Annotated in this window: 20 protein-coding genes and 2 pseudogenes; 13 read left to right on the top strand and 9 right to left on the bottom strand. The window is 72.9% G+C overall.

The features are described from left to right. Positions 1 to 26: 26 nt before the first annotated feature. From hydA to OG788_RS34780, 3 genes are all read left to right on the top strand, one after another. Entirely contained in the window at positions 27 to 1427 is a 1401-nt protein-coding gene (gene hydA / locus OG788_RS34770; protein WP_356755996.1) for a dihydropyrimidinase, read from the top strand. A 19-nt stretch (positions 1428 to 1446) separates the two neighbouring features. Continuing rightward, positions 1447 to 2469 (top strand): TIGR03842 family LLM class F420-dependent oxidoreductase, encoded by a 1023-nt coding sequence (locus OG788_RS34775; RefSeq protein WP_351547236.1) that lies wholly within the window; start codon positions 1447 to 1449, stop codon positions 2467 to 2469. 121 nt (positions 2470 to 2590) lie between these two features. Next, positions 2591 to 4117: an NCS1 family nucleobase:cation symporter-1 gene (locus OG788_RS34780; protein WP_406375039.1), complete on the top strand. Its 1527-nt coding sequence runs from the start codon at positions 2591 to 2593 to the stop codon at positions 4115 to 4117. A gap of 19 nt (positions 4118 to 4136) precedes the next feature. Here OG788_RS34780 and OG788_RS34785 read toward each other — a convergent pair whose 3' ends face one another. After that, positions 4137 to 4805 carry a hypothetical protein gene (locus OG788_RS34785; RefSeq protein WP_351547242.1) on the bottom strand — a complete coding sequence of 223 codons (669 nt, stop codon included), beginning with the start codon at positions 4803 to 4805 and terminating at the stop codon, positions 4137 to 4139. A gap of 226 nt (positions 4806 to 5031) precedes the next feature. Then, the gene (locus tag OG788_RS34790; RefSeq protein ID WP_406376925.1) at positions 5032 to 6033 is read right to left on the bottom strand and encodes a carboxymuconolactone decarboxylase family protein; all 1002 of its coding nucleotides are present in this window, start codon (positions 6031 to 6033) and stop codon (positions 5032 to 5034) included. A 225-nt stretch (positions 6034 to 6258) separates the two neighbouring features. Between OG788_RS34790 and OG788_RS34795 the strand changes: the two genes are divergently transcribed. From OG788_RS34795 to OG788_RS34825, 7 genes and pseudogenes are all read left to right on the top strand, one after another. Further along, the gene (locus OG788_RS34795) at positions 6259 to 7371 is read left to right on the top strand and encodes a sensor histidine kinase (protein ID WP_406375040.1); all 1113 of its coding nucleotides are present in this window, start codon (positions 6259 to 6261) and stop codon (positions 7369 to 7371) included. A 32-nt stretch (positions 7372 to 7403) separates the two neighbouring features. Beyond that, positions 7404 to 8073: pseudogene (locus tag OG788_RS34800) on the top strand (response regulator). A gap of 407 nt (positions 8074 to 8480) precedes the next feature. Next, positions 8481 to 8882, top strand: a pseudogene (locus OG788_RS34805) (DUF4232 domain-containing protein); the annotation flags it as partial. 93 nt (positions 8883 to 8975) lie between these two features. Continuing rightward, complete coding sequence (locus OG788_RS34810; RefSeq protein WP_406375041.1) at positions 8976 to 10796, top strand: gamma-glutamyltransferase family protein; 1821 nt, start codon at positions 8976 to 8978, stop codon at positions 10794 to 10796. A 229-nt stretch (positions 10797 to 11025) separates the two neighbouring features. Further along, positions 11026 to 11892: an inositol monophosphatase family protein gene (locus OG788_RS34815; RefSeq protein ID WP_351547261.1), complete on the top strand. Its 867-nt coding sequence runs from the start codon at positions 11026 to 11028 to the stop codon at positions 11890 to 11892. 166 nt (positions 11893 to 12058) lie between these two features. Continuing rightward, positions 12059 to 13468: a phytoene desaturase family protein gene (locus OG788_RS34820; protein ID WP_406375042.1), complete on the top strand. Its 1410-nt coding sequence runs from the start codon at positions 12059 to 12061 to the stop codon at positions 13466 to 13468. Further along, complete coding sequence (locus tag OG788_RS34825; RefSeq protein ID WP_406375043.1) at positions 13465 to 13974, top strand: O-acetyl-ADP-ribose deacetylase; 510 nt, start codon at positions 13465 to 13467, stop codon at positions 13972 to 13974. The genes OG788_RS34820 and OG788_RS34825 overlap by 4 nt, the downstream gene beginning before the upstream one ends. 34 nt (positions 13975 to 14008) lie before the next feature. Here the strand turns inward: OG788_RS34825 and OG788_RS34830 are convergent, their stop codons facing one another. The 3 genes from OG788_RS34830 to OG788_RS34840 are packed head-to-tail and all read right to left on the bottom strand — an operon-like array spanning position 14009 to position 16289. Then, on the bottom strand, positions 14009 to 14962 hold the full coding sequence (locus tag OG788_RS34830) for an endonuclease/exonuclease/phosphatase family protein (protein WP_406375044.1): 954 nt from the start codon (positions 14960 to 14962) through the stop codon (positions 14009 to 14011). 47 nt (positions 14963 to 15009) lie between these two features. Further along, the gene (locus OG788_RS34835; protein ID WP_406375045.1) at positions 15010 to 15909 is read right to left on the bottom strand and encodes a M48 family metalloprotease; all 900 of its coding nucleotides are present in this window, start codon (positions 15907 to 15909) and stop codon (positions 15010 to 15012) included. Further along, complete coding sequence (locus tag OG788_RS34840) at positions 15906 to 16289, bottom strand: BlaI/MecI/CopY family transcriptional regulator (protein WP_351547276.1); 384 nt, start codon at positions 16287 to 16289, stop codon at positions 15906 to 15908. Before OG788_RS34840 ends, OG788_RS34835 begins: the two co-directional genes overlap by 4 nt. A gap of 226 nt (positions 16290 to 16515) precedes the next feature. On the opposite strand from OG788_RS34840, the gene OG788_RS34845 reads away from it, so the two are divergent. From OG788_RS34845 to OG788_RS34855, 3 genes are all read left to right on the top strand, one after another. Next, on the top strand, positions 16516 to 18021 hold the full coding sequence (locus tag OG788_RS34845) for a hypothetical protein (RefSeq protein WP_406375046.1): 1506 nt from the start codon (positions 16516 to 16518) through the stop codon (positions 18019 to 18021). Between the two features lie 191 nt (positions 18022 to 18212). Next, a complete protein-coding gene (locus OG788_RS34850; RefSeq protein ID WP_406375047.1) occupies positions 18213 to 19118 on the top strand; it encodes a lysylphosphatidylglycerol synthase domain-containing protein in 906 nt (301 codons plus the stop codon). A 68-nt stretch (positions 19119 to 19186) separates the two neighbouring features. Next, positions 19187 to 20035: a hypothetical protein gene (locus OG788_RS34855; RefSeq protein ID WP_406375048.1), complete on the top strand. Its 849-nt coding sequence runs from the start codon at positions 19187 to 19189 to the stop codon at positions 20033 to 20035. 55 nt (positions 20036 to 20090) lie between these two features. Here the strand turns inward: OG788_RS34855 and OG788_RS34860 are convergent, their stop codons facing one another. The 4 genes from OG788_RS34860 to OG788_RS34875 all read right to left on the bottom strand — a co-directional run bounded on the left by OG788_RS34860 (position 20091) and on the right by OG788_RS34875 (position 23657). Next, complete coding sequence (locus tag OG788_RS34860; RefSeq protein WP_406375049.1) at positions 20091 to 21455, bottom strand: sensor histidine kinase; 1365 nt, start codon at positions 21453 to 21455, stop codon at positions 20091 to 20093. 220 nt (positions 21456 to 21675) lie between these two features. Beyond that, the gene (locus OG788_RS34865) at positions 21676 to 22338 is read right to left on the bottom strand and encodes a response regulator transcription factor (protein ID WP_406375050.1); all 663 of its coding nucleotides are present in this window, start codon (positions 22336 to 22338) and stop codon (positions 21676 to 21678) included. A gap of 9 nt (positions 22339 to 22347) precedes the next feature. Next, positions 22348 to 22971, bottom strand: coding sequence for a phosphatase PAP2 family protein (locus OG788_RS34870; RefSeq protein WP_406375051.1), 624 nt, complete (start codon positions 22969 to 22971; stop codon positions 22348 to 22350). After that, positions 22968 to 23657, bottom strand: coding sequence for a DedA family protein (locus tag OG788_RS34875; RefSeq protein ID WP_406375052.1), 690 nt, complete (start codon positions 23655 to 23657; stop codon positions 22968 to 22970). The genes OG788_RS34870 and OG788_RS34875 overlap by 4 nt, the downstream gene beginning before the upstream one ends. Positions 23658 to 23733: the final 76 nt, after the last annotated feature.

Below are 23733 nucleotides of genomic sequence, written 5' to 3' on the forward strand. Positions count from 1 at the left end.
CACGCACGACCGGAAGGAGAGGGAGCATGAGCCGTACCGTCATCCGTGGTGGTCTCGTCATCACCGCGTCCGACGAGATCCACGCCGACGTCCTGATCGAGGACGGCCGGATCGCCGCCCTCGCCGCGACGGGAACGCCCGCGGCCGAGTCGTGGACGGCCGAGCGCACCATCGACGCCACCGGCAAATACGTCATCCCGGGCGGCGTCGACGCCCACACCCACATGGAGCTGCCCTTCGGCGGCACCTTCGCCTCCGACACCTTCGAGACCGGCACCCGGGCCGCCGCCTGGGGCGGCACCACCACCATCATCGACTTCGCCGTCCAGAGCGTGGGCCATTCCCTGCGTGAGGGCCTCGACGCCTGGAACGCCAAGGCCGACGGCAACTGCGCCATCGACTACGCCTTCCACATGATCGTCTCCGACGTCAACCAGGAGACGCTCAAGGAGATGGACCTGCTGGTCGAGGAGGGTGTCACCTCCTTCAAGCAGTTCATGGCCTACCCGGGCGTCTTCTACAGCGACGACGGCCAGATCCTGCGCGCCATGCAGCGCTCCGCCGAGAACGGCGGCCTGATCATGATGCACGCCGAGAACGGCATCGCGATCGACGTGCTCGTCGAACAGGCGCTGGCCCGCGGCGAGACCGACCCGCGCTACCACGGAGAGGTGCGCAAGGCGCTCCTGGAGGCCGAGGCCACCCACCGCGCCATCAAGCTCGCCCAGGTCGCGGGCGCCCCGCTCTACGTCGTGCACGTCTCGGCGACCGAGGCCGTCGCCGAAATCGCCCGCGCCCGTGACGAGGGCCTGAACGTCTTCGGCGAGACCTGCCCCCAGTACCTGTTCCTGTCGACCGACAACCTCGCGGAACCGGACTTCGAGGGATCGAAGTACGTGTGCAGTACGCCCCTTCGGCCCAAGGAGCACCAGGCGGCCCTGTGGCGTGGCCTGCGCACCAACGACCTCCAGGTCGTGTCGACCGACCACTGCCCGTTCTGCTTCGTCGGCCAGAAGGAACTCGGCCGCGGTGACTTCTCGAAGATCCCCAACGGCCTCCCCGGCGTCGAGAACCGCATGGACCTGCTGCACCAGGCCGTCGTCGACGGTCACATCTCCCGCCGCCGCTGGATCGAGATCGCCTGTGCCACGCCGGCCCGGATGTTCGGCCTGTACCCGAAGAAGGGCACCATCGCGCCGGGTGCCGACGCCGACGTCGTCATCTACGACCCGCACGCCGAGCAGATCATGTCGGTCGAGACCCACCACATGAACGTCGACTACTCGGCGTACGAGGGCAAGCGCGTCACCGGACGGGTCGAGACCGTGCTCTCTCGCGGCGAAGCGGTCATCACCGAGCGGGAGTTCACCGGACGCGCGGGCCACGGCGTCTACACCCCCCGTTCCACCTGTCAGTACCTTCTCTGAGCGACCAGGAGTGGCGCCAATGGACTTCGGACTCGTCCTGCAGACAGACCCCCCGGCCTCCCGCGTCATCGAGCTGATGAAGCGGGCCGAGGCCAACGGCTTCACGTACGGCTGGACCTTCGACTCGGCCGTGCTCTGGCAGGAACCCTTTGTGATCTACAGTCAGATTCTCGCCAACACCGAGAAGCTGACGGTCGGCCCGATGGTCACCAACCCGGGCACCCGTACCTGGGAGGTCACCGCCTCCACCTTCGCGACGCTCAACGACATGTACGGCAACCGCACGGTGTGCGGGATCGGACGCGGCGACTCGGCGATGCGCGTCGCCGGGCGCAAGCCCAACACGCTCGCCCGCATAAGCGGTGCGATGAAGGTCATCCGCGCCCTCGGCCGGGGCGACGAGGCCGACCTCGGCGGCACGGTCATCAGGTTCCCGTGGGTCAAGCCGGGTGCCGAACTGCCCGTCTGGATGGCCGCGTACGGCCCGAAGGCCCTCAAGATGACCGGCGAGGAGGCCGACGGCTTCATCCTCCAGCTCGCCGACCTCTACCTGACGGAGTACATGGTCAAGGCTGTCAAGGACGCGGCGGCCGGGGCCGGGCGTGACCCCTCCGAGGTGAAGATCTGCGTGGCCGCTCCCGCGTACATCACCGAGGACGACTCGCCCGAGGCGCTCGCCCACGCGCGCGAGCAGTGCCGCTGGTTCGGCGGCATGGTCGGCAACCACGTCGCCGACCTGGTCTCCAAGTACGGCGAGCACTCGGCCGCGGTTCCCGACGAACTCACCGAGTACATCAAGTCCCGTGAGGGCTACGACTACTCGCACCACGGGCGCGCCGACAACCCCGACACCGCGTTCGTGCCCGACGAGATCGTCGACCGGTTCTGCCTGATCGGCACGGCCGAGCGGCACATCGAGAAGCTGAACGCGCTGCGTGAGCTGGGCGTCGACCAGTTCGCGGTGTACGACATGCACGACGCGCAGGAGGCCACCATCGACGCGTACGGGACGCAGGTCATCCCGGGTGTCAACGGCCAGTAGTCGAAGGTCCCCCAGTTCTCCCCTTCCCGCCGTCCCGGGAAGGGGACCAGGGCGCTCCCCGCGCACCCCCCAAGTTGTCCCGCACGGCCTTTCCCGTCACTCCTCATTGATTGGCCTGCTCATGACAGAAACCGTCCCCCCGGACAGCCCGCCCGTCCGACAAGTCACCCTGCCCGACGGCCGGGTGGAGATCGCGCCCGACGCGCCCGCGCCGAGCGGTCCCTACGCCAACGAAGACCTGCTGCCGGTTCCGGTCGAGAAGCGCACCTGGACCACGTACAACTTCTCGGCCCTCTGGGTCGGCATGGCCCACAACACCGCTTCCTGGACGCTGGCTTCGGGTCTCATAGCCGTCGGCATGGACTGGAAGCAGGCCGTCCTCACCATCGCGCTCGCCAACCTGATCGTGCTGGTCCCGATGCTGCTCACCGGGCACGCGGGGCCGAAGTACGGCATACCCTTCCCGGTCTTCGCCCGCGCCTCCTTCGGGGTCCGCGGGGCCAACCTCCCCGCTGTCGTCAGGGCGTTGGTGGCGTGCGGCTGGTTCGGCATCCAGACCTGGATCGGCGGCGAGGCGATCTACTTCCTCGCGGGCAAACTCTTCGGCGACAGCTGGAAGAACGCCTCGCAGATCGGCGGCCACGCCTGGACCATGTGGCTGTCGTTCGCGATCTTCTGGGCACTCCAGGTCGCCATCATCTACCGGGGAATGGAGACCATCCGCCGGTTCGAGAACTGGGCGGCGCCCTTCGTTCTCGTCGGCGCCGGCGTGATGCTGTGGTGGATGAGCAGCAAGGCCGGGGGCTTCGGACCGCTGCTCGACCAGCCGTCGAAGCTCGGCTGGGGCGGAGACTTCTGGAAGCTGTTCTGGCCCTCGCTGATGGGCATGATCGGCTTCTGGTCCACCCTGTCGCTGAACATCCCGGACTTCACCCGGTACGGCAAGAGCCAGAAGGCGCAGACCTGGGGTCAGGCGCTCGGCCTGCCCACCACCATGACGCTCTTCGCCTTCCTGTCCGTCATGGTCACCTCGGGTTCGCAGGCGGTGTACGGCGAGGCCATCTGGGACCCGGTCCAGCTGGCCGCCAAGGCGGACAACGTCTTCGGCATCCTCTTCGCGCTGGTCACCGTGCTGATCGCGACGCTGTCCGTGAACATCGCGGCCAATCTGGTCTCCCCGGCCTTCGACTTCTCCAACATCGCGCCCCGGAAGATCAACTTCCGTACCGGCGCGCTCGCCACCTGCGTCCTCGGTGTGCTGATCTTCCCGTGGAAGCTGTACTCCGACCCGCAGGGCTACATCTTCACCTGGCTCGGACTGGTCGGCGGTCTGCTCGGCACGGTCGCCGGCATCCTCATCGCCGACTACTGGATCCTGCGCCGCACCAAGCTCGACCTCGCCGACCTGTACCGCACGGGCGGCCGCTACTGGTACGACGGCGGCTGGAACTGGCGGGCCGTGGTCGCGTTCGTCACCGGCGGCGTCCTGGCCGTCGGCGGCGCTGACTTCCACCCGCTGATCGACGGTCGGCCCGTCCCGGCGCTGGAGTCGCTCGCCGACTACGGGTGGGCGGTCGGGCTCGGCACGTCGATGGCGCTGTACCTGGTGCTGATGCTGCTCCGCGGGAAGGACAGGGCCGCGGTCTGACGGCGGGACCGGAGGACGGTCAGGTCTTCTGGCCGTCCTTCAGCGCCGCCGTCGCCTCCTTGGCCGCCTTGATGGCACCCTTGTTGATCTCGGCGGTGCCGGGCGCCTTCTTGGTCTCGAAGTCGCTGCCGTTGTACGTGATGACCACCAGGGCGTTGGACGCCTGGACGATCACCACACCTTCGCGGGTCTGCTGCTTGTCCTCGGTGCTGAGATTGACGACGGAGTAGGCGGAGTCGCCGAGACCGGGCACCGCCCCGCCGCCGCTCTTGTCCGCGACGCGGTCCTTGTAGGCCTTCTCCGCCGCGGCGTCCGAGGCCTTGATCTCGTACGAGACGTCGAGCCAGCGGTAGTCGAAGCCCTCCAGCGCGTTCCACGAGCAGGTGCGGCGCACGGCCTTGTCGGTCGACGCGATCTCCTGGCCGGCCGTCTTGGCCCCGGGAACCAGCGACTTGATCGTCGCGTCCGCTACGCCGTCACAGGGGGCGGGTGACGCGGTGTACGTCTTGGTGGCCGCGGAGGTCGACGGGGCCGATGCCGAGTCGGTTGTCTTCTTTTGCGTCGGTTCGTGCTCGGCGGAGGGGGTCGCGGCGGACGGGCCGGCCGCCAGGGCCCAGCCCGCGGAGGCGAGCAGAGCGACCGGTAGCAGGCGCGCGGCGAGCGCGAGCGGCAGAGGAAGAGAACCCAAAGCGCACTTCTCGTGGGGGATGGTGCGGAGATGGTCCGCACTGCGGACGGGACGCCAGTGTCACACGAGACGCTGTGGTGCGGAAGGGCCAACTCGCTCCGTGCCCGTGTGGTGACAGTGACTCACCTTGGCGATGCTTGACCGACGCTGGCGTGAAATGTCTGCTTTGCCTGGCGCTTGTTGATCGGCTCCTCGCTGCCGCAGGCCTCGCTGCGGTCACGACGGCTCACGGCGACCTCTTCGCGACGCGGACCGGGAGCGCCCGCTCGACGCGGTCGACGGCCGCGAACGCGCCATGGGCCACCAGTCGCACCAGATCGCGGTCGGAATGGGAGGGATTGCGCCAGGCTGTCACGTCCTCGTCCGTGATGCGGTACGGGGCGAGGGCGGCCAGCAGTGCCAGCCGCGCACCGGGGCGCGAACGGTCCGGAAGGCCGTCCCACGCGAGCGACGGGTGCGAGCCGTCCCATCCCTGGAGCGTCTCTCGTACGAGGGAGCGGTCCGCCGCGTCGAGCAGCCCTCCGCCCGCGGTGGCGGCGTCGCGCAGGGCGGCGAAGGCGGGGCCGACGGCGGTGCCCCGCGCCCAGTCGGGCCCCGGACCCGGTGCGTCGAGCAGCGTGAGACCCGCCCCCGGCGCGGGCCGGCGGCGCACCGTCCTGGCCAGTGAGCGCCCGCCCAGACTCCGTACCGCCCGCAACCGCTGCGCATTGCCCGGAAGGAGGTTCTCGGTCAGCAGCGCCGACGCGATCCGGTTGATGAAGTGGAACGTGAGCGCGGTACCGATGTAGGCGGGGGCGTGCGGGGCGGGGAACGGATACGGCGTCAGCTCCGGAGCCCCGGGGGTCCGGCTCGCCCGGCCCCAGGCCAGCACGCGCGCGTGCCCCTCGTCGGAGGGTGTCTCTCCGCGAGCGATCGCCTCGGCGAGGGAGTGGTCCCCGGTGGCGTGCAGCAGCATGGTGTGCGCGTCCACGCAGAAGGGGCACCGGTTGGCCAGCGACACCCCGAGCGCGGCGAGTTCCTTCCCGGTCCGGTCGCCCTCGCCGGCGATCAGCGACTCCCGCATCAACGCCCAGGTGGCGGTGAGGAGTTCGGGCGCGGAGGACAGGACGACGAAGGTGGACGGGCGCTCCATGCCGAAGTCCGAGGCGAGCTGGGCGTAGACGTCGGCGGTCACGCCCGTGACGGACTTCCGCGGGGGCGGGGTGGTGTACCGGAACGGGGTGGGCAGGGACATGGCCATGGGTTCCTCCTGAGGGGACCGGGCGGCTGCCGACGATCGGCCGCCGTCGGCAACCCTGGCCCGGACGAGGTGTCGAGGGCGTCGTACGGCCGAAGGCGATTCGGACTGCCCCGGCCGGCCCCGTGCCCGGCCCCGGCTACTCCAGCGGGAGTAGCCGGGCATCCATCCACAGGTCTGACGCGGCTGTCGCAACAGCCGCATAGAGTGCCGGACATGCAGCCCGACCAGGTCGTCCGCAGGCGTCTGACCGACGCGGCCCTCGCGGCCGTGGTCGGCGCCCTCGTGCTGACCGCGGCCGTGTTCGCGGGCGGCGCGACCGCCCTCGACTGCACCCTGATCACCGTCGGCTCGCTCGCCCTCGCGGCCTATCGCAGCGCCCCGCGCGTCGTCCTGGCGATCACCACCGCCGCCACGACGGGGTATGTCGTGCACGCCCACCCCGGCACCCTGTCCGCCCTTCCCGTCCTGAGCGCGGTGCACACGGCCGCCAGAGCCGGCCACCGGGGTGTCGCGGCCCTGGCGAGCGCCGTGTTCCTCGCCGGATTCGTGACGACGGGACCGCAGACGCGGGAGGTCGTGGAGCGGACGCTGCTGCTCGCCGGCTGGTTCCTGTGCGCCCTTGTCACGGGCCTCGCCGACCGCAACTGGCAGGCCTATCTGCGCCAGACCGAACAGCGCGCCCTGGAGGCCGAACGCACCCGCGAGGAGGCGGCGCTGCGTCGCGCCGGCGAGGAACGCCTACGGATCGCACGGGAGTTGCACGACTCGCTCACGCACAGCATCTCGATCGTCAAACTCCAGGCGGGAGTCGCCGTCCATCTGGCGCGCAAGCGCGGCGAGGACGTGCCGCCCGCGCTGCTCGCCATCCAGGAGGCGGGCGGTGAGGCGATGCGTGAACTGCGCGCCACGCTGGAGGTGTTGCGCACCGACGAGCCGACCGGCACACCGGCGCTGCTGGTGGAGCGGGCCCGTGCCGCGGGACTCGCCGTCGATCTCCGGGTGACCGGCGAGGAACGCCCGCTCACGGCGATCGTGGACCGCGCCGCGTACCGCATCGTCCAGGAGGCCCTGACGAACGCGGCCCGGCACGCGGGCCCCGCCAAGGTCACGGTCGAACTCGATTACAGCCCGGACGAGTTGACGATAGGCGTGCACGACGACGGCATCGCCCGGCCGTCCCGGCCGCCCACACCGGGCATCGGCCTCACCGGCATGCGCGAACGCGTCACCGCCCTCGGTGGCACCCTGCGTGCCGCCCCGCGCGCGGAGGGCGGCTTCTCGGTCCGGGCCGAACTGCCCCTGGGCCCACCGGAGGAGGCCCGATGAGCGGCTTGGACGCGCCCGCCGGGACGGACCGCCTGATCAGGGTCGCCCTCGTCGACGACCAGGCCCTCATGCGCGCAGGTTTCCGCGCTCTGCTGGACGCGGAGGAAGGCATCGAGGTGGTGGGCGAGGCGGCCGACGGGGCACAGGGGGTGGCCCTGGTCCGCGCCGAGCTGCCGGATGTCGCCCTGGTCGACGTGCAGATGCCCGTGATGACGGGCATCGAGGCGACCCGTCGTATCGCCGCCGATCCGGCGCTGTCCGGGGTACGCGTCGTCATCCTCACCAACTACGGCCTGGACGAGTACGTCTTCGAGGCGCTGCGGGCCGGGGCGAGCGGCTTCCTGCTCAAGGACACCGAGCCCGCCGATCTGCTCCAGGCCATCGAGGTCGTCGCGCGCGGGGAGGCGCTGCTGTCGCCCTCGGTGACCCGCACCCTGATCGGGGAGTTCGTGGCCCGGCCTCCCGACCGGGGCCACGGCACCGGGCCTCGAACGCCTCACACGCCGCGAACGCGAGGTCACCGCGCTCGCCGCGCGTGGTCTGAGCAACGAGGAGATCGCCGCGCACATGGTCATCAGCCCCCTGACGGCCAAGACCCACATCAGCCGCGCCATGACCAAGCTAGCCGCCCGCGACCGGGCCCAACTGGTCGTCTTCGCCTACGAGTCGGGCCTGGTGACGGCACGAGGTCAGGCGGAGTGAGGCCGTCCGCCGGGCACCCGTGCCATGATCTGCCGATGATCGCGACACGCCCGAAGAAGTCCGGCGCCGGGGCGGGTGCCGTGGGTCCGCCGCGCGGCGGTGACGTCGCCGGTGGTCCGCGAGGGGCCGGCCCCGGCTCGGCCGGCGCCCGGCGCGCGAGGCCCAGGTGGGTTCGCCCGGTCGTCCTCGCCTGCCTGATGATGACCGTCACGAGCGGGTGCGGGCTGGGCGCCGAGCTCGACCGTGAGCGCGACCCGGAACGTACGGCCGCGCCGCTTCCCAGCGCGGTCGGGACCGACGCGTCAGGGCCTCTCCGCATCGAGCCGCCCGAACCCCCGGCGTCCGTGGCGGTGCCCTCCCCGTCGGGATTCGTGCCGGACCTGCAGGGCGGCGGCTGCCCACGGTCCGGGCTGCGCCTCGGCACCGGTCCCGTCGACGCGGCCATGGGGCTGCGCGCCATGACACTCGTCCTCACCAACTGCGGCAAGCGGCCGTACGCGGTGGACGGCTACCCGGACGTCGTCGGCGTCCTCGGCCCGGAGGGTGCCCCGATCACCGGCGTGCGCGGAGTGGCGGGGACGGACAAGGTGCCCATGGCGCCCGAGGATCCCGGCCCCGCGCCCTTCACGCTCCGGCCGGGCGAGAGCGCCCGGGCGGGGCTCTACTGGCGGATGGCGGCCGAGGACGGCACGTATCTGCGCGTGGCGCCGCGGAAGGGACAGGGCGTCGTCACCCTGGCGCTCCCGGACCCGCTCGACATCGGTCCGGAGAACACGTTGGGCACGACGGCGTGGACGCCCGTGAGCTGATCGCGCCCGTGCGGCCCGCCCTGAGGCCGGTCTCTGGGCAAGTGTCATAGTCGGGGCCGAGGTTGATCGCTCCGTACCGCGAAGGTGGCAGGCATGTTCACGACCCGACCCACCCTCCAGGGCACCTTCGGCATGGTGTCCTCCACACACTGGCTCGCCTCGCAGTCCGCGATGGCCGTCCTGGAGGACGGCGGCAACGCCTACGACGCCGCCGTCGCGGCCGCTTTCGTCCTGCACGTCGTCGAACCCCACCTCAACGGACCCGCCGGCGAGGTCCCGATCCTCCTGGCACCCGCGGGCGGTGAGGTGCGGGTGCTGTGCGGACAGGGCGTCGCGCCCGCCGGAGCGACGATCGCGCACTACAGAGGACTCGGACTCGACCTCGTACCCGGTACGGGCCCGCTCGCCGCCGCCGTGCCGGGTGCGTTCGACGCCTGGATGCTGCTGCTGCGCGACCACGGCACCAAGCCGCTCGCCGGCGTCCTGAAGTACGCCATCGGGTACGCCGAGGACGGCCACGCGCCCGTGGAGGGCGTCGGCGCGACCGTGGACAGCGTACGAGCGCTGTTCGAGACGGAGTGGACCTCCTCGGCCCGGGTGTACCTGCCGGACGGCAGGCCGCCGCGCCCCGGCGAGCTGTTCCGCAACCCGGCGCTCGCCGCGACCTGGCGACGGCTGCTCGGCGAGGTCTCCGGTGCGGGGGACCGGGAGGCCGAGATCGACGCGGCGCGGGAGGTGTGGCGCTCCGGCTTCATCGCCGAAGCCCTGGTCCGGCAGGCCGGGCGGCCCACCATGGACACCAGCGGGGAGCGCCACGCCGGCACCCTGACGGCCGCCGACCTGGCCGGCTGGTCCGCGGCCTACGAGGCGCCGGCGACGTACGACTGGCGGGGCTGGACCCTGTGCAAGGCGGGCCCCTGGAGCCAGGGCCCGGTCCTCCTCCAGCAGCTGGCGCTGCTCCCGCCCGAACTGCCCCGCTACGGTTCCGCCGAGTACGTCCACCTGCTCGTCGAGGGCTGCAAGCTCGCCATGGCCGACCGCGAGGCCTGGTACGGGGACGCGGCGGAGGTACCGCTCGACGACCTTTTGTCGGAGCCCTACAACGCGGCCCGGCGGGCGCTCGTCGGGGACAAGGCGTCGTACGAGCTGCGCCCCGGCAGTCCGGGCGGCCGCGAGCCGCGGATGAGCGGGCACGCGCGCCTGGTCGCCGCCGGGGAGCCCGGCTTCGACGCGCTCGCCGTGCCGGGCGCCGGTGAACCCACCGTGGCCCGGGCGACCGCGGAGCCCGAGGTGGCGGCCGACGGCGGCACCCGGGGCGACACCTGCCACCTGGACGTCGTCGACCGCTGGGGCAACATGGTCGCCGCCACCCCCAGCGGCGGCTGGCTCCAGTCCAACCCGGTCGTCCCGGAACTCGGCTTCCCCCTCGGCACCCGGCTCCAGATGGCCTGGCTGGAGGAGGGGCTGCCCAATTCCCTGACCCCGGGCCGCCGCCCGCGCACCACGCTGACGCCGTCCATCGCGCTGCGCGACGGTGTGCCGGTCATGGCCTTCGGCACCCCCGGCGGCGACCAGCAGGACCAGTGGCAGACGCACTTCTTCCTGTCCGTGGCGCTGCGCGCGCGGGTGCGCGGCGGACTCGACCTCCAGGGCGCGATCGACGCCCCGAACTGGCACAACGACGGCTTCCCCAGCTCCTTCTACCCGCGCGGCATGCGTCCCGGCAGCCTCACCGTCGAGTCCCGCACGGACGAGGGGGTGGTCGAGGAACTGCGCCGCCGGGGCCACGACGTCACGGTCGCCGGGGCCTGGTCCGAGGGGCGGCTGTGCGCGGTCGCCCGGGATCCCGCGACGGGCGTGCTGTCGGCGGGGGCCAATCCGCGCGGGATGCAGGGGTACGCGGTCGGACGGTGAGGCGCCGCCCGGCATCGGCGGCACGGTGCCGGGCGGTCCGCGCGTTCCCTTCCCGGCGCCTGTGAGCCTTCCCGGGTGTCTGTGACCCCTCAACGGGCCCGTGATGGGTTCCCGCCGCTCGTGAGCGGGGCCGTCGTCAGTGATCGACGGCCCCGGGAATTCATGGTGATTCCACCCGCGGTACCCCGGAGGGGTGGGGATTGTCAGTGGCGCGTGCTGTCATGGAGCCATGATCGAAGACATCGAAACCATCGACGAGTTTCTCGCGCACCGCGCGTCCGACGTGGAGGACGCCATCCGCAAGGCGGCCGCCGCCGAGATCATGCCCCGGTTCCGGCAGCTCGCCGCGCACGAGATCGACCAGAAGTCCGGCCCGCACGACCTGGTGACGGACGCCGACCGCCTGGCCGAGAAGTACCTCACCGAGGCCCTCACCGCGCTGCTGCCCGGCTCGGTCGTGGTCGGCGAGGAGGCGGTGCACGCCGACCCCGCGACCTACGACGCGATCCGCGGGACGGCGCCGGTCTGGATCGTCGACCCCGTCGACGGCACCCGGCAGTTCGTGCACGGCGACTCCGGGTTCTGCACACTGGTCGCGCTCGCACTGGACGGGGTGGTGCACGCCTCGTGGACGTACGCGCCCGCACGCGACGAGTTCGCCACCGCGATACGGGGCCGGGGCGCCGTTCTCGACGGCGTGCCCCTGCGTTCCGGTTCGCCCGAGCCCGGCCGTGACCTCGACATCGCGACCTCCCACCCGGACTACACCACGGACGAGCAGAAGCGTGAGCTCCTCGGCCTGCGCGTCGAGGGCGTCGCCCCGCGCGCATGCGGCTCGGCCGGCCTGGAATATCTGGCCGTCGCCCGCGGTGCCTTGGATGCCACCGCGTTCAGCTGGGAGGCGGCTTGGGATCACGCGGCCGGCCTGCTGCTGGTCGAGGAGGCGGGCGGTGCCCATCTGACGCTCCGGGGCGAGCCCTTCCGTGTCACGGGAGGCAACGCGCTGCCGTTCACGGCCGCCCGGGACGAGGCCACGGCCCGCCGGGTGGTCGCCCTGCTGGCGGCGCGGCCCGATCAGGTGGCGGCCGGGGCCTGAGGGGAGTTCCGTGGTCCACGCGGGGGTTCCGGTTCCCGTCCGGAGGACTGCGCGCGGTTCCGCGGCATCGCCGTCCAACGCCCCGCGCCGTCAAGGCCGTCAGTCCTCCGGCATATCCTGATCCTCAGTGGCCGTCGGCTGACAAAGGAGTCCGAAGGTGCCTTCGATGCTCGATACCGTCGTGGTGGGTGCGGGGCCGAACGGACTGACGGCTGCCGTGGAGCTGGCCCGCCGGGGCTTCTCCGTGGCCGTGTTCGAGGCACGCGACACAGTGGGCGGGGGAGCGCGCACCGAAGAGCTGACACTGCCCGGTTTCCGGCACGACCCGTGTTCGGCGGCGCATCCGCTCGGAATCAACTCACCCGCGTTCCGGGCGATGCCCCTGGAGCGGTACGGCCTGGAGTGGCTGCACGCCGAGCTCCCCATGGCACATCCGTTCCTCGACGGCTCGGCGGCGGTGCTCTCGCGGTCTGTCGCCGAGACGGCCGCCTCGTTCGGGCCGCGCGACGCGGGCGCGTACCGCAGGCTCGTCGCGCCGTTCCTGACCAAGTGGGACACCCTGGCGCACGACTTCATGTCGCTGCCGCTGACCGCGCTGCCCCGGGATCCCGTCACCCTCGCCCGCTTCGGTCTGGCCGGACTGCCGCCGTCGACCTGGCTGATGCGCCGCTTCCGCGACGAGCGGGCCAAGACGCTGTTCGCGGGCCTGGTGGCGCACGTCATCGCCCCGCTGGAGGGTGTCGCCACGGGTGCCGTCGGCCTGGTCTTCGCGCTGGCCGCGCACGCCCGGGGCTGGCCGGTCGCACGCGGCGGCTCCCAGTCCGTCTCGGACGCGCTCACCGCGTATCTCAAGGACCTCGGCGGCACCGTCCACACCGACTACGAGGTCAAGCGCCTGGACGATCTGCCGCCCGCCCGCTCGTACGTCTTCGACACCTCGCCCACGGCGCTGGCCCGCATCGCGGGATTCGGGAGCTACTACGAGGGCTACCGCTACGGGGCGGGCGTCTTCAAGATCGACTACGCGCTGGACGGACCCGTGCCCTGGACCGCCGAGGAGGCCCGGGCCGCCGGGACGGTACAGGTCGGGGCGAGCCGAGCGGAGATCGGGAGCGCGCTGCGCGCCGCCTCGCGCGAGGGCCGGGCACCCGACGCGCCCTTCCTGATCACCGTGCAGCCGAGCGTCATGGACCCCTCCCGCGCCCCCGAGGGCAAACACGTCTTCTGGGCGTACGGCCATGTCCCGAGCGGCTGGACCGGAGACCTCACCGACGCGATCGAGCGCCAGCTGGAGCGGTTCGCGCCGGGCTTCCGTGACCGTGTGCTGGCCCGCGCGACCGCCGGACCGCCCGAGCTCGCGGCCCGCAACGCCAACTACGTGGGCGGCGACATCGCCTGCGGCGCCGCGTCCGGACTCCAGCTCATGTTCCGGCCCAAGCTGTCCCTGTTCCCGTACAGCACTCCGCACCCCGCCGTCTTCCTGTGCTCCTCGGCCACTCCGCCCGGGCCGGGAGTGCACGGCATGTCGGGACACAACGCGGCGAAGGCCGTCTGGAGGAGGCTGAGACAGTCATGACCACGATCACGCTGGTCCAGGGCGACATCACCCGGCAGAGCGCCGACGCCATCGTCAACGCGGCGAACTCCTCGCTGCTCGGCGGCGGAGGCGTCGACGGGGCCATCCACCGCCGCGGCGGCCCGGCCATCCTCGCCGACTGCCGCAAGCTGCGCGCCGGCCACTACGGCAAGGGGCTGCCCACCGGCCGGGCGATCGCCACGACCGCCGGCGAACTCGACGCGCGCTGGGTGATCCACACCGTGGGTCCTCGCTACGCCGGGGCGGAGGACCGCTCCGAGCTGCTGGCGTCCTGCTATCGCGAGTCGCTGCGCGTCGCCGACGAGCTCGGCGCCCGTACCGTCGCCTTCCCCGCCGTCTCCGCGGGCATCTACGGCTGGCCGATGGACGACGCGGCCCGGATCGCGGTCGAGACGGTCCGCGCCGCGAAGACCGATGTCGAGGAGGTCCGGTTCGTGCTCTTCGACGAACGGGCGTACGACGCGTTCGCCGCCCGGCTGCGCTGACAGGGCGGGCACCGGACCCGGCCGCGCGCTGCGGTCACGGGGAGAATTCGACCACCAGGGGCCGGTGATCCGAGATCGCCGTACTCGGCGCGTGTGCCCCACCGGCCGCCCCCGCCTCGATTCCGGTGGCCAGCACATGGTCGAACTGGACGAGGGGACGGTGCGCCGGATAGGTCGGCGTGCGGGCCAGGTCCCGCCAGCCGCGCGGCACCGGGAGGGAATTCTCCCGCCCGTTCCGCCGGGGCCCGGTGCGACCGGTCGGCCCGGCCGAGTTGAGGACCGCTCGCGGGATCGCGCCGGTCAGGTTGAAGTCGCCGAGGAGTACCTGCGGCCGGGGCAGGTCGGCGATCCAGGCGCGGACGGTGAGCAGCTGGCGGACGTTCCAGCCCGGCACGAACGACAGATGCAGCGCCACCACGGTGAACGGCCCGCGAGGCCCTTCCAGTACGGCGGCCAGCACCGCGCGCGGCTGGTCCCTGGCCACGGTGAGTCCCCGGCGGCCGGGCGTCCGCAACGGCATGGGGAGAGGCGCCGGGGCCAGCCGCCGCGCTCTCCAGTGCCGTACGGGCAGCCGGGACAGCAGGGCGATGCCGTGCGAGGGAACACCGCGGGCGGCGTCGGCCCCGCCCGGCCCGTACACCCGCAGCCTCGGCCCGGACGGGTCCGGGACCCAGCCGCCGCCCGCCGCCTGACCGCCGTGGAACGCGGACGCGTAACGCCAGTGCTGCGCACCGGACCCCGCGGCGGCGACCGACGCCTGATCCACCCCGCCCGACCGTTCCTGCAGCCGGTCCAGTTCCTGAAGCGCCAGCACATCGGCGTCCAGCGACGCGACGGCCCGGACGAGCGGCGCCTCGGGCCCGTTCACGGCCGGGACGGAAGCGGGCCTCCCCGCCACCATCGGCAGCCCGTGCAGCACGTTGAACGTCGCGAACCGAAGCCGCCCGGCGTGCGACAGGTCGTGGCGGGCCGTCTCGGAAGGTGTCATGAGCGCGACCGTATCCAGCGAGAGCCGTGAACGGTGGCCCGGCCCTCCTACAGGCCGGGCAGTGTCTCGGCGAGCAGGCGCAGCAGATCGCCCGTCGCGTCGACCGCGCCCAGCGCGGGCAGGGCTCCGAGCGCCAGGACGGCCACGCCGACCGACCGGACGACGGGCAGCGGAGCGGTGTGCAGGGCCGCGATCCGACGGGTGACGGCGTGCTCGGAGAAGTGCAGGCCGCATCCCGTGCGGGCGCGCTGGGAGACGAGGGCGGCCCGGGCCAGGGCGCGGGCCGTCGTGCGCCGGTCTCCGACGGTGCTCGCGGCCTCCTCGTCGGCCCAGCGCTCCAGCAGGAAGGTGACGGTGGTGCGCACCGGCACGAGCAGGGGGTTCGCCGCCGCGGCCAGGGCGACGGTCGTCGACAAGGCCGCGTGCCGGTGGGTGAGATGAGCGCGTTCGTGGGCCAGCAGAACGCGCCGCTCGGCCGGCTCCAGCGCACCGAACATCGCGGCCGTGACCAGGATCCGGCCCGGCTTGCCGGGGATGGCGAACGCGTGCGGGGTCGGCGAGGCGGCGACGACCAGCTCACTGTCCGGCGGGTGCCCTTCGCACAGCCTGATCATCATCCGGCGGGTGGAGGTGTGTGCTCGTACGACGTGGAGGAGCCGGTGGGCGATCACGCCGAGGGCTGCCACCGCCAAGAGGGCGACGACCTCCGGGACGGGCTCCGGCAGCGACCGTCCCTCCTCGCCGGCCTCGGCGATCACTGCGGGCGCCTGGTCGATCAACGTCATCGAGAGCAGCAGCAGGGCCCAGGTGGAAGCGGCCGCGGTCAGCGCCGCGGCCGCCGTGAGGGCGCGGGCCGCCAGGGCGGGCGACACCCGCCTGCCCACCGGCGGGGCGACTCCCGCGAGGAGCAGTGCCAGAGCGAGCGGAACGTAGACATCGACCCTCACGGACCGGTCCCTCCGAGGAGGTCGCGCAGCGCTTCCTCCTCCTGGCGGCTGAGCCCGGTGACGAACTGCTGAAGGGTCGCGATCGGGTCGGGCCCGCGGTCGAGGACCTGGTGCATGGCCTCGGCGGTCAGCTCGGCCGCGTTCTTCGCGGGCCGGTAGGCGCCGCGCCTGCCGTCCACGTCACGGAGCACGAGGCCCTTGTCGTACAGGCGCTTGAGGATGGTGTGCACGGTGTTGTACGCGAGTCCGCCGCCGATCTCGGCCTGGATCTCGGCGGGTGTCAGCGCGTCGTCGGTGGCCCACAGGGCGGCGAGGACTTCGCTCTCCAGCTCGCCCGCGCTACGCCGCTCCGCCCTTCCGTGGGGACCTGTGCCAGCCATGCCCGTCACCTTACAGCGCGTAGGGGAGTTGGGGAGGGTGCGGATGCGGGCGTACCCCCTGCTTCAGGTTCGCGCACACCGCCCCGGGTGCTCCCTCGGATGCCCGACCGGCGCGGCGACTTGCCCTGAGTCGCGGTAATTTGTCCGAGAATCCCTGGCTCCCGCCTTCACCCTACGTCTTGTAGGGTGAAAAAACCCTACAGCGTGTAGGGATGGAGGGTGGACGATGGTCAAGACCCTGAACGTCCCGCTCATCGGCGCCCGCCGGCACGGACCGCCGGACAGAGCGGCCCGTGTGTCCCGGCACGCCGGTGACCCGCGCCCGCTCGCCCTGGTGGCGGTCGCGTTCACCGTGGCCCAACTGGTCCTCGTGCACCCCGCGATGGGCCTCGGCTGGGACGAGACGGTGTACGTCAGCCAGGTCTCCCCGCATGCCCCGGCCGCGTTCTTCAGCGCGCCGCGGGCCCGCGGCGTCTCCCTGCTCGTGGCACCGATCGCCTCCTGGTCGTCGTCCACCACCCTGCTGCGGGTCTACCTCGCCCTGCTGTCCGGACTCGGCCTGTTCGTGGCCCTGCGCGTCTGGCGCGGACTCTTCCCGGTACGGGTCCTCGCCGTGGCGGGCGCCTTCTTCGCGACGCTGTGGGTCACCCTCTTCTACGGCCCGCAGGCCATGCCCAACTACTGGGTCGCGGTCGGCGCCCTGGTCTGCGTGGGGTGCTTCCTGCGCGCCCAGGCGGACCGCTGGGACCGGGCGGCGCCGCTGGGGGTCGGGCTGAGTGCCGCGCTGATGGCCTGGATGCGGCCCACCGACGCGGTCTGGGTCACCCTGCCGCTGCTCGTCGCCGCCGTGGCCGTCCCCCGGTGGCGTCGGGCCCGGCCGCTGCTCGCGCTCGTGGCGGGTCTGCTCGCCGGGGCCGCCGAGTGGATCGTCGAGGCGTACGTCGGTTACGGCGGACTGGGGCAACGGCTCGCGGACGGATCGCGCATCCAGGGCGGCCTCGGCTGGAACATCGCCATCGGCGACCAACTGCGCAGCCTCGGCGGACGCGCGCTGTGCCGGCCGTGCACAGGGGGGATGCCGAGTCCCGGGGTGACGGCGTGGTGGTTCGTCCTGCCGCTGGTCGCGGCCCTCGGCCTGGTGATCGCCGTCAAGGCCCGTCGCTCCGGGGCCACCCTGCTGCTCCTGGCCTGCGCCGCGACGGCCTCGACCCCGTACCTCTTCATGATCGGATACGCCGCCCCGCGCTTCCTGCTCCCGTTCTACGCCCTGCTCGCGATCCCCTTCGCCGACGCCCTCGTCCACCTGGTCACCGTCCCCGGCCGGCCCTGGCGACCGGTGATCGTGACCCTGGTGGCCCTCGGTCTCGCCGGTCATGTGGCCGTGCAGTTCGCGGTCCTCCAGGACACGGTGCGGCGCACCACCGACGAGCACCGCGGCTGGGCGGCGACGGCGACGGAGCTGCACCGGCTCGGGGTGCGGCCGCCCTGCCGGCTGACCGGCCGTCAGGCCGTGCCCATCGCCTACTACACCGGCTGCGCCTCCGTGGCGACCGCCGGCCACAACGCCAACGCCACCCGGGCGAGCATCACGCGGGACGCCCGGCACATGCCGGTCGCCGTCCTGACCGGACCGGGCGTCAAGCCGCCGGGGTACGCCCGCGACTGGGCACCGCATCGCGCCGGTCGCCTGAACGTCTACGTCGCCCCGGGAGCGGGGGGCGGCACCCCGTGACCGTCCCGCCGGACAGGTCTTCGCCGACGCGCGGGGGAGGTGTGCCGCTGGTCGAGCCCGTCTCCCGCGGACGTGGGCTGCCGCCGTCCGAGCCGGTGTCCGGCGCGGGCGGGGCGTCGCCCCCCGCGCCGGCCGACCGCACGGGGGTGGCCGCCGGGCGGCGGCTGTCCGGGGGCGTGCGGGGAGGGCGGGTGTCCTGGCACGCGGGGATTTCGCTGCTCGTTCTGGCGTGCGCCGGGATTCTGGCCCGTCGGCACTGGCCGGTGATCGAGGCGGGAGCCGGCCGGCTGGCCGTCGCCGACCGTGGCTGGCTGCTGGTGGCGACCGCCGCCACCGTCGCGACCTGGGCGTGCTCGGCGCTCGCGCAACAGGGCGCGGTGACGAGGCCGCTGCCCGCCGGCCGACTGGTGGCGGTGCAGTTCGCGGCCTCCGCCGCCAACCACGTACTGCCCGCGGGGCTCGGCGCGGGCGCCGTGAACCTGCGGTTCCTGACCCGGTGCGGACTGCCCGTCACCCGCTCCGCGACCGCCCTCGCCGTCAAGGCCTGCGCCGGGACCGCGGTGCGCGGCTGTCTGATCGGTGGGCTCGCCCTGGCCTGTCCCGGGGCCTTGCGTCTGCCCCAGGTGCCGCTCACCGCCCGGACCGCGACCGTCTGGGCGGTGGCCGCGGTGGTGGCCGCCGTCGCCACGGCTCTCCTGGCGGGACCGTTGCGGCGCGCACTGCGCCGCGTGCTGCTGGACGTCCGCGCCGTCCACGAAGTCCCCGCGCGGGCAGCCGCGTTGTGGGGCGGCTCGCTCGCCTTCGCCGCACTGCACGCCGCCGTGGTCGTCGCCGTCACCCAGGCCATCGACCTGCCGCTTCCCCCGGCCCGGGTGGCCCTCGCCTACCTCGCCGCGAGCAGTGCGGCGGTCCTGCTGCCCACCCCGGGCGGCCTCGGCTCGCTGGACGCCGCCCTCGCCCTGGCCCTCACTCTCGCCGGGGCGCCCGGCGGCGCGGCGGCGTCGACGGTTCTCGGCTACCGGCTGCTCACCGTGTGGCTTCCCCTGCTTCCCGGGCTGGTGGTGCTGGGGGTGCTGATCCGCCGCCGGGCGCTGTGAACGAGCGCCGCGCCCGGGGGCGTACGGCAGTCAGGATGCGTTCAAGATTCCGCTGACACCGTCGGGCCATGACCTCAAAGACATCACAGACCTCCCCGAGCCCCGCGGCGCACGGCCGCACCGGCGCCACGGCCGCCCCCGGACACCGCCCGCACTGGAACAAGGTGCCCGAAGTCACCGCGTACTTCTGGATCATCAAGGTGCTCTGCACCACGGTCGGCGAGACCGCCGCGGACCTGCTGAACGAGAAGCTGGGGCTGGGCCTGACCGGAGTGTCGCTCCTGATGAGCGTGCTGCTGGCCGGGGTCCTGGTGGTCCAGTTCCGTACGACGGCCTACCGGGCCGGCGTGTACTGGCTCGCCGTGGCGCTGATCAGCGTCGTGGGCACACTGATCAGCGACAACCTCACCGACAACATGGGCGTGCCGCTGGAGACCAGCACCGCCGTCTTCGCCGTCGCCCTCGCCGTGACCTTCCTCGTCTGGTACCGCCGCGAGGGAACCCTGTCCATCCACAGCGTCGACACGGTCTCCCGCGAGGCGTACTACTGGCTGGCCGTGCTGTTCACCTTCGCGCTCGGCACCGCCGCCGGTGACCTGGTCGCCGAGCGCATGGCTCTCGGGTACCGGGTCTCGGGCCTGCTGTTCGGCCTCGCCATCGCCGCGGTCGCCGTCGCGCACCGCGCGCTCGGCCTGAACGCCGTGCCGAGCTTCTGGATCGCGTACATCCTGACCCGACCGCTGGGCGCTTCGATCGGCGACTACCTCTCGCAGCCCACCGGCGACGGTGGCCTGGGCTTCGGCACCGTCGTCACCAGCGCGCTGTTCCTCACGGTCATCCTCGGCCTGGTCGTCCATCTGTCGGTCACCCGCCGGGACATCGCGGACGCCGACCGGCTCACCCCTCCGGCGGGCTGACCACCGACGGTCCAGGGGCCGGGCCTTCCGCCGACCGGGCCGGCCCCCGCTTCCTTCATCCGGGGGGAAGGCCGACCACGAACGTCGCGCCCGTGGCCCGCGCCGCCTCGTGGCGCACCTCGCCCCCGACGGAGCGGGCCAGGCGTCGCGCGAGCGACAGGCCGAGGCCGGCTCCGCCGTGTCCGTCCCCGGGGTCGGCACGGCGCCCCGGCTGGAAGAGCTGCGGCGCGAACGACGGGGGTACGCCGGGTCCGTCGTCCGTGACCTCCACGCGAACGCACCCGGGGCGCGCGTCGGCCCGTATCCCGACCCGCGCGGACCCGTGCCGCACCGCGTTGTCGAGCAGGGGGCTGACGATGCGCTCCAGCAGGCCGTCCGGCACCCCGGCCACCAGTCCCGACTCCGGGCCGGTGACCACGACCTCCACCCCCGGCCGCACGGTGACGGCAAGGCCGGCGAGCCTGCGCAGTACGGGCACGACCTCGCTGGTGCCCGGCGCGGAGGACGCGCTGTCGCGGGCGTCGTCGAGCAGCGTGTCGCAGATCGTGCGCATGGACCGGGCGGCGTCCGCGACGGCCCCGTGCGTGGCCCGGGTCTCCTCGGCGGAGCGGGGCCCGGCCTGCCACCAGTCCAGCTCGGCGATGATCCGGGCGAGCGGATTGCGCAGCTCGTGCGACAACTCCTGGGTGAGCTGCCGCTCATGGCGCAGCGAAGCCCGGATGCGATCCAGGAGCGCGTCCAACGACCGGCCCAGCCCGGCGAGTTCGGCGGGCCGGGCGGCGTTCCCGAAGCGTTCGTCGGAGGCTGTGGCGCTCCACCGGGTGGCGTGGTCGGTCATGGTCCGCACGGGACGCAGGGCGCGCCCCACCGCCAGGCGGGTCAGCACGTACGTGCAGGCGAGCATGACGGCGTCCAGGGCGAACGACGACAGCAGCAGCGTGTCGGCCGACCCGCGGTACGGGGACAGGTCCAGGGCGGTGACGACGGTCGCGGCGCCGGTGTCGCCCGGCACCGGCCGCGCGCACAGCCGGACCGGGCCGTGGGCACTCGCGGTGGCGCAATGCGTTCCGCCCCGTGCGGCGAGTTCGCCGGCCGCACGGGTCAACGGGCCGGTGGCGGTTGCCGTGGGCGGCTTCTCCAGGAGCCGGCCGGCCGTGTAGATCCACACGTTCGTGTCGAGCAGTTCCTCGCCCGGGGTCTCCAGGACACGTGCCCGGGCGCCGCTGGTGTCGACCGTCGCGGCGACGGCGGTGGCGCGTGTCCGCAGCTCGTCGTCCGCCTGGCGCTGGAGGTGCCGTCGCGCGACGGTGTTGAACGCGACCGTGAGGATCACCATCAGCAGGGCGGCGGTGGTCAGCGCGACCAGCGAGAGCCGGCCCCGGAGGGTGCGCGGCCGGCACCGGGAGGCGAGCGTCCTCATGGGCACCCGCCACCGGCCGTGAAACCGGTCGTGAGACCGGTCGTGAGACCGGCCGTGAGACCGGCCGCGCGTCCGGACGTGAGACCGGCCGCGAGACCGGCCGCGAGACCGGCCGCAAAACCGGCCGCGTCACCGGCCGTGAAACCGGTCGCATGTCCGGACGTAAAACCGGCCGCGAGACCGGCCGCGGTGGTCGGCCGCGTGCGAGAAGGGCTCGGCCTCATGACAGGCGGTGTCCGACGCCACGCGCGGTCGTGACGGTCAGTTCGCTGCCGCCGTCCCGGAGCTTGCGGCGCAGCCGGGTCAGATACTGGTCGAGCGTGTTGTCACTGACCTGGGCTCCCTCCGGCCAGCCGGCCCTGATCAGCTCCCGTCGGCGCACGATTCCCCCGGAGGCCGCCATCAGCGCTGCCAGCAGGCGGAACTCCGTCGGCGTCAGGCCGACGCGCTGCCCCCGCACGGTCAGGCCGTGCGCGACCGGGTCCAGCACGAGGTCGCCGGCCGCGGCGGTCGGACCCGGTCCGGCCCGCTTGAGGGCCGCCCGCAGCCGGGCCGCCAGTTCGGTCAGATGGAACGGCTTGGGCAGGTAGTCGTCGCCCCCGGCCGAGAAGCCGGCCAGCCGGTCGGTGAGGTGGTGGTGGGCCGTCAGGAAGAGCACGGGGGAGAGGAAACCGTTGGCGCGGATCGCCTGGCACACGTCCCGGCCGTCGGCGTCGGGCAGACCGACGTCGAGGACGGCCGCGTCGATGTCGGCCCCGGCGAGCCTCAGCGCGGTCGCGCCGTCCTGGGCCGGCACGGTGTCGAAGCCCTCGTCCCACAGCCCGCGCCGCAGCACGTCACGCAACGCGTGGTCGTCCTCGACGACCAGGATCCGGTGGCGCATGCTCCCCGCTCACCCGCTTTTCGCGAGCCGGGGCGCGATCGGCAGGGCTCCGAGCCGCGACGCGACCGGCCGCTGCCCCGAGGCCTCGGGCAGCCCCCGCAGTCCTGCCGTCATGAGCATCGCGACCAGCGTGCCGATGAGCACACCGACCGCGACGTCGTGCGGATAGTGCACCCCCACCCAGACCCGGGAGGCGGCCATCGCGCAGGCCGCCACGACGGCGACGCCGCCGAGGCGGCGGGAGACGAAGAACAGGGCGACGGCGGCCGCGGCGGCGATCGCCGCGTGATTGCTCGGGAACGACCAGTCGCCCGGCGCCGGGCACGCCTCCAGCGTCGTCACCCGCAGGGTCCGACAGGGCCGGTCCTCGCGCACCAGCAGCTTCAGGCCGAGATCCACCCCGTACGCCACGACCACGACGACCGGCACCGCGAGCGCGACCAGCGCGGCGCGCGGGCTCTCGCGCCGCGCCCGCCACCAGCCGAGCGCCGTCAGCACGGCGAACAGCCCGAGTCCGTACGTCGACCAGACGGACACCACGCTGTCGAGCCACGACGGGGAGTCCTGGGCGAGATCGGCCACGTACCGATAGGCGGAGCCGTCGATGGAGGAGCCGTCGAAGGCGAGGATCATCCTTGGACCTCCTCGCGTGCCGCGCCCTGACGGCGGGAGCGGTACAGCTCCGCGGCGAGCGGGAGCAGGGACACGAGGACGACGACCGCGATGATCGGCAGCAGATAGCGGTCGACGTTCGGGATCGAGGAACCCAGCGCGTACCCGCCGAGGGTGATGCCGAGGCTCCAGACGAGGCCGCCGGCCACCTGCCACAGCGTGAAGGTCCGCACGGGCACGTGCAGCGCGCCCGCCATCGGGTTCAGCACCGTACGCACGACGGGGACGAAGCGGGCCAGCACGATCGCCTTCGCGTAGCCGTACCGCTTCAGCAGGTCCTCGGCTCGGCGCGCGCCCGCCCGCAGCCGGTGGGAGGAACCGCGGGAGAGCATGGCGCCGCCCGCCTTCCGCCCGATCAGGAAGCCGGTCTGCGCGCCCGCCAGCGCTCCGACGGCGGCGGCGGTCAACAAGGGGGCGAGCGACAGCCTCAGGCCGTCATGCCCCGATCCGGTGCAGAGCAGGCCCGCGGTGAACAGCAGTGAGTCCCCGGGCAGGAAGAAGCCGATCAGCAGGCCGGTCTCCGCGAACATCACCACCCCCACCCCCAGGACGCCGAAGGCGGCGAGCAGGGACTGGGCGCTGAGAGGATTCACGGCGAGCTGTGACGCTGCGAACAAAGGTGCGACCATCGTCTCGGGCCCTCTCATACTGGATGGGCGGGCGCGGTCGACACGCGTGCCCGACGGACTACAATTCTGTAGACGGTCTACTGAACTGTAGACG

This window comes from Streptomyces sp. NBC_00647 (assembly GCF_045207245.1).
GTDB lineage: Bacteria > Actinomycetota > Actinomycetes > Streptomycetales > Streptomycetaceae > Streptomyces.

Excerpts from the sequence above, each read along its gene's own strand:
- OG788_RS34845 (WP_406375046.1), top strand. The coding sequence starts at position 16,516 with ATGGTCAAGACCCTGAACGTCCCGCTCATCGGCGCCCGCCGGCACGGA.
- OG788_RS34875 (WP_406375052.1), bottom strand. The coding sequence starts at position 23,657 with ATGAGAGGGCCCGAGACGATGGTCGCACCTTTGTTCGCAGCGTCACAG.
- OG788_RS34795 (WP_406375040.1), top strand. The coding sequence starts at position 6,259 with ATGCAGCCCGACCAGGTCGTCCGCAGGCGTCTGACCGACGCGGCCCTC.
- OG788_RS34820 (WP_406375042.1), top strand. The coding sequence starts at position 12,059 with ATGCTCGATACCGTCGTGGTGGGTGCGGGGCCGAACGGACTGACGGCT.
- OG788_RS34830 (WP_406375044.1), bottom strand. The coding sequence starts at position 14,962 with ATGACACCTTCCGAGACGGCCCGCCACGACCTGTCGCACGCCGGGCGG.
- OG788_RS34780 (WP_406375039.1), top strand. The coding sequence starts at position 2,591 with ATGACAGAAACCGTCCCCCCGGACAGCCCGCCCGTCCGACAAGTCACC.
- hydA (WP_356755996.1), top strand. The coding sequence starts at position 27 with ATGAGCCGTACCGTCATCCGTGGTGGTCTCGTCATCACCGCGTCCGAC.
- OG788_RS34815 (WP_351547261.1), top strand. The coding sequence starts at position 11,026 with ATGATCGAAGACATCGAAACCATCGACGAGTTTCTCGCGCACCGCGCG.
- OG788_RS34865 (WP_406375050.1), bottom strand. The coding sequence starts at position 22,338 with ATGCGCCACCGGATCCTGGTCGTCGAGGACGACCACGCGTTGCGTGAC.
- OG788_RS34775 (WP_351547236.1), top strand. The coding sequence starts at position 1,447 with ATGGACTTCGGACTCGTCCTGCAGACAGACCCCCCGGCCTCCCGCGTC.
- OG788_RS34855 (WP_406375048.1), top strand. The coding sequence starts at position 19,187 with ATGACCTCAAAGACATCACAGACCTCCCCGAGCCCCGCGGCGCACGGC.
- OG788_RS34810 (WP_406375041.1), top strand. The coding sequence starts at position 8,976 with ATGTTCACGACCCGACCCACCCTCCAGGGCACCTTCGGCATGGTGTCC.
- OG788_RS34825 (WP_406375043.1), top strand. The coding sequence starts at position 13,465 with ATGACCACGATCACGCTGGTCCAGGGCGACATCACCCGGCAGAGCGCC.
- OG788_RS34860 (WP_406375049.1), bottom strand. The coding sequence starts at position 21,455 with ATGAGGACGCTCGCCTCCCGGTGCCGGCCGCGCACCCTCCGGGGCCGG.
- OG788_RS34840 (WP_351547276.1), bottom strand. The coding sequence starts at position 16,289 with ATGGCTGGCACAGGTCCCCACGGAAGGGCGGAGCGGCGTAGCGCGGGC.
- OG788_RS34870 (WP_406375051.1), bottom strand. The coding sequence starts at position 22,971 with ATGATCCTCGCCTTCGACGGCTCCTCCATCGACGGCTCCGCCTATCGG.